Source organism: Pseudonocardia thermophila (genome assembly GCF_900142365.1).
GTDB classification, from domain to species: domain Bacteria; phylum Actinomycetota; class Actinomycetes; order Mycobacteriales; family Pseudonocardiaceae; genus Pseudonocardia; species Pseudonocardia thermophila.
In genome coordinates this window covers 110,225-117,813 of sequence record NZ_FRAP01000023.1, presented here as the reverse complement: position 1 = coordinate 117,813, position 7,589 = coordinate 110,225, and the positions used below count along the sequence as shown (strand labels likewise).

The following is a 7,589-nucleotide window of genomic DNA, read 5'->3' as shown; positions in this document are numbered from 1 at the left end:
GGACTACGTCAAGGCCTGGTGGAACGTCGTGAACTGGGCCGACGCCCAGGAGCGGTTCGCCTCCTGAGCCCTGACCCGCCCCGGCCGCCGCACCGATCAAGGCCCCGGCTCAGGCCCCGATCAAGGCCCCGGCTCAGGCCCCGGTCAAGGCCCCGGCTCAGGCCCGGCTAGAGCAACGAACGGCACTTTCGTCCACTCCAGGTGCACGAAAGTGCCGTTCGTTGCGTCCCGGCCCGTCAGGCGTGGCTGGGTGTGCGCTGCTGCGTCTGCGTGAGGATGGCCGCGGCCAGCGGCGGGATCACCGTGCGGTTGATCGCGTGCCCCATGCCCGGGATCCGCACGAGCCGCCCCGCGCCGAGCGCGCGGGCGAGCGTGCCGTGGTTGGGCGGGGGATAGGCGGGGTCGTCGGGTGCCTCGATCACCAGCGTCGGGACGTCGACGCCGGCCAGCTCGGCGCCGCGGTCGAGACCCTCGATGACCATCCGCGCGTGCGCGCTGGGGGCGTCGATGTGACCGGTGTGGGCGATGATCCGCTCCTCGAGGGCGCGGAACTCGGCCGGGTCGAACGGGGTGCCGGTGCCGTTCAGCAGTCGCCAGTGCTCGACGCGCCAGGTCAGCTCGCCCTCCGCGTCGCGGGGGTCGTCCAGCTCGGCCCACATCCGCAGCAGCGGCTCCGCCGGGCCGGGCAGCTCCACGCCCGGCAGCGGCAGCGGGCCCGTGCAGAACACCGTGGCGGTGGCGATGCGCTCAGGATGGTCCAGCAGGAGCAGTTGGACGAGGATGCCGCCGAGGCTCATGCCGACGAGGTGCGCCTGCGGCACGTCGAACGCGTCGAGCACGGCGATCGCGTCCTGGGCGAGCTCGATCGGTCCGTAGTCGGGATCGTCCTCCGACCAGGTGCTGCGCCCGGTGTCGCGGTGGTCGTAGCGGATCACGGGGTGGTGCTCGGCGAGCCGGGTGACCAGCTCGTCCGGCCAGGCGAGCCCGCTGGTGTTGGCGCCCATGATCAGCAGGATCGGGGCGCCCGGGGTGGGCCCGGTGGCCGGGAGGTACTCGGCCCATAGCCGGACACCCGGTGCGACGTCGACGTAGCGCTCCACGGCCACAGACTGCCGTCCAGCGCCCGCCGCGTCCACGAGGTTCTGATCACCGGTCCGGACCCGCCCGGCCCCGCTCATGGCGGGACCGGGCGCCCGGACTGCCGGTGCGGGACCTACTTGAGGGCGTCGATCAGCGCCTGGCGCTGGCGCTCGCCGAGGCCGGCGGCGCGGCGGGAGGCGTCGATCCCGGTGGCCTCCAGGAGCGCGGAGACCTTGGCGGGGCCGTAGCCGGGCAGGCTCTTGAGCAGGTCGGCCACCTTGGTCTTGCCGACGATCTGGTCGGTCTTGGCGCGCCCGAGGACGTCGGAGATCGTCTCCTTGCCCGACGCGATGGCCTCGCGCAGCTCCTTGCGTGCGGTGCGGGCGGCCGCGGCCTTCTTCAGGGCCTCGGCGCGCTGCTCAGGGGTGAGCGTGGGCAGAGCCATGTCGGTTCCTTTCCCTCTCCAGGCAGACCCCGAACGGATGTCTGCGCAGGTCACTTCGGGCCAAGAGTGGCAGAAGCCACTGACGGTCCGCTGCTCGGGCCGGGTTTTCGAGGCGATGAGGATCTCCCGGTGGTCACGACACGATCACCGTGCGGCGTCGATCCGGAGGGTGAATTCCCCGATCACGTGAGGTAGTTCCTCCTGGTAGGGGCGGGTGTGTCGAGAGGTGGCCGCGCACGGTCGCGGCGCGGTGCGGACCTCGTCGAGCGGGCGCGGAACCGCCCCGGCGCGCGACACGCCGGGGCGGCCCACGGCTCGGCCGTCACGCGCGGGGCGAGCTCGCTGCCAAGACCGGTGTCTGCTCGGCGGTCGGGTGGTCGTCGAGCATGGTCGCCTCGTCGAACGGCTCCTGGCCGGCCAGCACCCGCTCGGCCTTCGCGCGGTCGAGCTCGCCCACCCAGTTGCCGATCAGCACGGTCGCGACCGCGTTGCCGGCGAAGTTGGTCAGGGCGCGGGCCTCGGACATGAACCGGTCGATGCCGACGATCAGGCCGACGCCGTCGACCAGGTCGGGCCGGTGCGAGGACAGGCCGCCGGCCAGCGTGGCCAGCCCGGCTCCGGACACGCCCGCCGCCCCCTTCGACGCGATGATCATGAAGATGAGCAGCGCGATCTGGTCGCCGATCGAGAGCGGGGTGCCGAGGGCGTCCGCGATGAAGATCGACGCCATCGTCAGGTAGATCGCGGTGCCGTCGAGGTTGAACGAGTAGCCCGTCGGCACCGTGATGCCCACGACCGGCCGTGAGATGCCGACGTGCTCCATCTTCGCGATCAGCCGCGGCAGCGCCGACTCCGACGACGACGTGGACACGATCAGCAGGAACTCGCGCGCCAGGTAGCGCACCAGGGCGAAGATCGACAGTCCGGTGCCGAACCGCAGGACCAGCCCGAGCACCACGAACACGAAGATCAAGCAGGTCAGGTAGAACCCGATCATGATCTGGGCGAGCGCGACGAGTGCGGCCGCCCCGGTGGCCCCGACGACCGCCGCGATCGCGCCGAACGCGCCGACCGGCGCCACCCACATGATCATCGCCAGCACGCGGAACACCAGCTTCTCGACGTGCTTGAGCCCGCGCAGGACGGGCTTGCCCGCCTCGCCCATCGCCTGCAGCGCGAACCCGACCAACAGCGCGACGAACAGCGTCGACAGCACGCTGTCGCCGACCAGCGGCGAGAACAGGGTGGTCGGGATGATGCCCAGCAGGAACTCGACGGTGCCCTCCTGCTCGGTGCTGGGCACCGTGCCGCCGATCTGCGACACGTCCAGCCCGGTGCCCGGCTCCAGCACGTTGCCCACGACCAGCCCGATGGCCAGCGCGAACGTCGACATCAGCAGGAAGTAGCCGATCGCCAGCCCGCCCACCTTGCCGACCTTGGCGGCCTCCCGGATCGAGCCGATGCCCAGCACGATCGTGCAGAAGATGATCGGGCTGATCATCATCTTGATGAGGGCGACGAACCCGTCACCGAGCGGCTTGAGGCTCTTGCCCACCCCGGGGAAGGCGAAGCCCACCGCGATGCCGAGCAGCACAGCTGCGATGACGGCGAGGTACAGGTAGTGGGTCCGGTCGCGCTCGCGCGGGGCGGTGCCGGTACCTGGTTGTGTGGATGCCACGGTGCTCCCCAGTCCGTCGGGTTTGCGTCGGCGGACCTCAGCCGACGACCATGCGCCACAGCATGGGGGGAGGTGTGATGGCAGCCACGGTTTCGTTCATTGCGTTCGCCCGGTCGTGGAGCCTCGCCCGCCGCGTCTTCGTCCTCCAGGCCGCCGTCGTGGCGCTCGTGCTCACGGGCGTGACGGCGGGGGCGTCGGCGGAGTTCGGCAGCGCCAACGACGAGGCCGCGGCCCGCGAGATGCTCGGGATCGCGCACACCCTGGCCGCCGATCCCGCGGTCGCGGCGGCGCTGGCCGCCCCGAACCCGACGGAGCTGCTGCAGCCGCTGGCCGAGGACGTGCGCCGGCGGACCGCCACCGACTTCGTCGTCGTCATGACGTCCGAGGGCATCCGCTACACCCACCCCACGCCCACCGAGGTCGGCCGGCGGTTCCTGGGCACGATCGCCCCGGCCGCGCAGGGGCGGCCCATCACCGAGACCTTCACCGGCACGCTGGGGCCATCCGTGCGCGCCGTCGTGCCGGTCGAGGTGGACGGGCAGGTGGTCGCGCTGGTGTCGGTGGGCCGCCGCGTCACGGCGGTGGCGGCGGCGCTGGGCGAGTCGCTGTCGCTGGTGCTGGGCATCGCCGCGCTCGCGCTGGTGGTCGCCGCGGCCGGGACGTGGCTGATCAGCCGCTGGCTGCGCCGCACCACCCACGACCTGGGTCCAGCGGAGCTGTCGCGGATGTACGCCTACTACGGCGCGGTGCTGCACTCGGTGCGCGAGGGCATGCTGCTGCTCGACCCCGCGGGGCGGGTGCAGCTGGTCAACGACGAGGCGCGGCGGTTGCTCGGGCTGTCCGGCGAGGTCGTCGGCCGGCCGGTGACCGAGGCCGTCGGCGCCCCGCTCGGGCCCGCGCTCGCCGAACGCGCCGTCGCCGCCGACGAGATCCACCTGACCGCCGAGCACATCGTCGTGGTCAACCAGCAGCCCGCCGTCCGCGACGGACGCGATCTCGGCACCGTCGTGACCCTGCGCGACCACACCGAGCTGCGCGCGCTCACCGACGAGCTGCAGACCATCCGCGGCTTCGCCGACTCCCTCAACGCCCAGGCCCACGAGGCGGCCAACCGGCTGCACACCGTCGTCGCGCTCATCGAGCTGGGCCGCGCCGACGAGGCCCTCGCCTACGCCGAGAAGGAGCTGGCGGTCGCCCAGCAGCTCACCGACGCGGTGCTGGCCGCCGTCGAGGTGCCCGAGCTGGCCGCGCTCGTCGTCGGCAAGGCCGCGCAGGCCGCAGAGCGGGGCGTGGAGCTCACCGTCGCCGACACCGCGCACGTGCCTGCGGGGGCCGCCGATCCCCGCGACCTCGTGACGATCGTGGGGAACCTGCTCGACAACGCCATCGACGCCGCGCTCGAGGGCGGGGCGCCGCGCTGGGTCCGGTTCGACGCGCAGGCCGGCGACGGCGAGCTGGTGCTGGCGGTGCAGGACTCCGGGCCCGGCATCGATCCCGCCGTCGCCGACCGGCTGTTCGTCCGCGGGTTCTCGACGAAGGCCGCGGCCGGGCCGGGCCGCGGACTCGGCCTGGCCCTGGTGTCGCAGGCCGCGCACCGCAACGGGGGCCGCGCGGTCGCGGCCAACCACGAGCGGGGCGCGGTGTTCACCGTGCGGCTGCCGCTGCGGGCCGGCCGGCGGGTGCCGGCGTGATCCGCACGCTCGTCGTCGAGGACGACCCGGTGGCCCGCGAGGCCCACGTGGCCTACGTGCGGCGCGTCCCCGGGTTCACGGTGGCCGGGGCGGCCGGCACCGGCGCGGAGGCGCTGCGCCTGCTCGCGAGCACCGGCGTCGATCTCGTGCTCCTCGACGTGCACCTGCCCGACACCAGCGGCCTGGAACTGCTGCGCCGCATGCGGGCGGAGGGCCGGACCGCTGACGTGATCATGGTGACCCGTGCGCGGGACGTCGAGGTCGTGCGGGCTGCCGTCGCCTTCGGTGCCACCCAGTACCTGGTCAAGCCGTTCACGTTCAGCGCCGTGGCGGCGAAGCTCGCGAGCCACCGCGCCTACGTCGAGCGGCTGCGGGCTGAGCCGGTGCTGGCCCAGGGCGACGTGGACGAGCTGTTCGACGCGCTGCGCGCGCCCGGCCCCGATCCCGGCCTGCCACCGGGGATCAGCCGGGAGTCGCTCGACGCCGTCTCGGGCGTGCTGGAGGCGGCGGGTGCTCCGCTCACCGCCGCGGAGGTGGCTGAGCGGCTAGGCGCCTCCCGGGTCACGGCCCGCCGCTACCTCGAGCACCTCGCTGACATCGGCGTGGCCACCCGGCAGTCCCGCTACGGGAGCCAGGGCCGGCCGCAGGTCGAGTACGTCTGGCGGGGCTGATCAGCCGGTGTCGATCAGCCGGTGCTGATCAGCCGTGCTGATCAGCCGTGCTGATCAGCCGTGCTGATCAGCCACAGACCTCGGCGAGCGACTGCGGCCCGGTCGGCGGCGGGGTCGGGGTGACGCTCGCCGAGGCCGACGCGCGCGGCGTGGCCGTCGGCTCCACGGTCGGCAGCGGCTGGCCGTTGATCGCCCGCTGCACCACCTCGCGCATGTACTCGGTGTTCACCCGCGCCGTGGAGAACTTGCCGTCCGGGCGGCTCGGGTCCGGCAGGCTCGGGTCGAACGCGATGCTCTCCAGGCGCACCGTGTCCTCCCCGGCCAACGCCGCCAAGGACGGCAGCACTGCCTGCGGGATGTTCGTCGAGACGCTGTCGGTGGTGGCGTTCGCGACCGCCTGGAAGTTCACCAGGATGTCCGTCGGGCTCTTCTGGGTCAGCAGGTTCTGCAGCAGGCACCGCTGCCGGCCCATGCGGGCGTAGTCGGTGGAGTCGGTGCGCGAGCGGGCGAACGCCAGTGCATCCTCGCCGTTGAGCAGCTGGCGGCCGGCCGGGATGTAGCGGTCCGGCTTGACCCGCCGCCCGTCGGGCAGGATGCCGCCGACCGGGACCGGGTTGGGGCCGGTGTCGACCCACAGCCCGCCGAGCGCGTCGATGAGCGCGGCGAACCCGGCCATGTTGACCTCGACGTAGTAGTCCAGCTCCAGGCCGAGCATGTAGCTGATCGTCTGGTGCAGCAGGTTCAGGCCGGGATCGGTGGTCGGGGTGGCCGGTGCGTCCTGCGGGTGGTCGCGCCCCCACGCGTAGACGGCGTTGAGCAGGTAGTCGCCGGAGAGCGGATCGGCCCGGTTGTAGAACCCGTCGGGGAACTTCTTGCCCATCGGCGACTCGGGCGGGAACGGCACGTGCCCGAGGTTGCGCGGCAGCCCGAACAGGATGGTGCGCCCCGAGCGGGTGTCGATGCTCGCCACCATCATCGTGTCGGTGCGGGTGCCCTCGCGGTCCGGGCCGGCGTCGCTGCCGACGAGCAGCACGTTCAGCCGCGGCTTCCCGATCGCCTCCGCCGCGGCGGTGCCGCCGGTGTCGCCGCCGAACAGGTCCTCGATGAAGGTCCGCTGCGCGTTCGCGAGGTTGGCCGCGTAGCCGAACGGGGCGGCGATCACCAGGCACAGCGCGGCGGTGACCACCACGCCCACGAGCTGCTTGCCGAAGCCGAGCGGGCGGGGGCGGGCGAGCAGGTACGTGCGGACGATGACCGCGATCCACGCGGCACCCGCCACCAGCGCCCCGACGGCGAGCAGCACCAGCACGCGCGTCGAGAGCAGGTTCGCCAGCAGCGTGGCGCGGCTCGCCGTCGTGACCAGCAGGACCGCCGACAGCACGAGCAGTACGAACACGCCGACGATGAGCGTGCCGCTGCGGCGCCTGCGCAGCATGAGGTGCCCGACGCCGGGCACGAGGGTCGCAGCGGCCGTCGCGAGCAGGGCACGGCCGAACGTGCGCGGGCGGGTGACCGGGCTGCTGCGCACGGGCGCGGCGCGGTCGGTGCGGGCGGGGGAGACCACGCGCGCGGTCTTCGGCTCGGCCTGGTCGGCGACCCGCGGCACCTTGTCGGTGCGCTTGTCGGCATCGGCGGGGGCGTCGGCGGGGGTCTGCTTCACCGGGCGCGTGGCCGGCTCGACGCGCATGGGTGCGGCGCGCCGGGGGCCGACCGGCTGGGTGGCGGGTTCGGTCGGCGACGGCCCGCCCGGGCGACCCTGCGCCGGGCGACGGGGCGGCTCGGGGCGGCGGCGCAGCGGACCGCCCGGCCGTTCCTCGGGGCCCGATCCGCGGTCGGGCCCGCGGCCCGCCGGCCAGCCCGCGGTGCGCCGGCGGGGTCCGTCCTGCTGCGCCGTCCGCTCGGCGCGGCGCGGCCACGGCTCGGGATCGGGGCGTCGCGGTTGACGCGGTGCGTCGTCCACGCCGCTCACCTCCCGTGTCCTCGAACGCCGACCCGTTCGTGACTCGTCGTCGAGAATGGCGGGA

Annotated in this window: 6 protein-coding genes; 2 read left to right on the top strand and 4 right to left on the bottom strand. The window is 73.6% G+C overall.

The window, feature by feature from the left end:
• Window positions 1–236: 236 nt before the first annotated feature.
• The 3 genes from BUE41_RS25450 to BUE41_RS25440 form a co-directional block, all read right to left on the bottom strand.
• Window positions 237–1,100: an alpha/beta fold hydrolase gene (locus BUE41_RS25450; protein WP_073459850.1), complete on the bottom strand. Its 864-nt coding sequence runs from the start codon at window positions 1,098–1,100 to the stop codon at window positions 237–239.
• A 113-nt stretch (window positions 1,101–1,213) separates the two neighbouring features.
• Window positions 1,214–1,525, bottom strand: a complete 312-nt coding sequence (mihF, locus tag BUE41_RS25445; RefSeq protein ID WP_073459849.1) for an integration host factor, actinobacterial type — start codon at window positions 1,523–1,525, stop codon at window positions 1,214–1,216.
• Window positions 1,526–1,847: 322 nt separating this feature from the next.
• Window positions 1,848–3,203: a cation:dicarboxylate symporter family transporter gene (locus BUE41_RS25440; RefSeq protein ID WP_073459848.1), complete on the bottom strand. Its 1,356-nt coding sequence runs from the start codon at window positions 3,201–3,203 to the stop codon at window positions 1,848–1,850.
• 77 nt (window positions 3,204–3,280) lie between these two features.
• Here BUE41_RS25440 and BUE41_RS25435 point away from each other — a divergent pair, with 77 nt between their 5' ends.
• A complete protein-coding gene (locus BUE41_RS25435; RefSeq protein WP_073459847.1) occupies window positions 3,281–4,894 on the top strand; it encodes a sensor histidine kinase in 1,614 nt (537 codons plus the stop codon).
• Window positions 4,891–5,565: a response regulator gene (locus tag BUE41_RS25430; RefSeq protein ID WP_073459846.1), complete on the top strand. Its 675-nt coding sequence runs from the start codon at window positions 4,891–4,893 to the stop codon at window positions 5,563–5,565. Before BUE41_RS25435 ends, BUE41_RS25430 begins: the two co-directional genes overlap by 4 nt.
• 67 nt (window positions 5,566–5,632) lie before the next feature.
• Here the strand turns inward: BUE41_RS25430 and BUE41_RS25425 are convergent, their stop codons facing one another.
• The gene (locus tag BUE41_RS25425; protein ID WP_143172347.1) at window positions 5,633–7,525 is read right to left on the bottom strand and encodes an LCP family protein; all 1,893 of its coding nucleotides are present in this window, start codon (window positions 7,523–7,525) and stop codon (window positions 5,633–5,635) included.
• Between the last annotated feature and the right edge of the window lie 64 nt (window positions 7,526–7,589).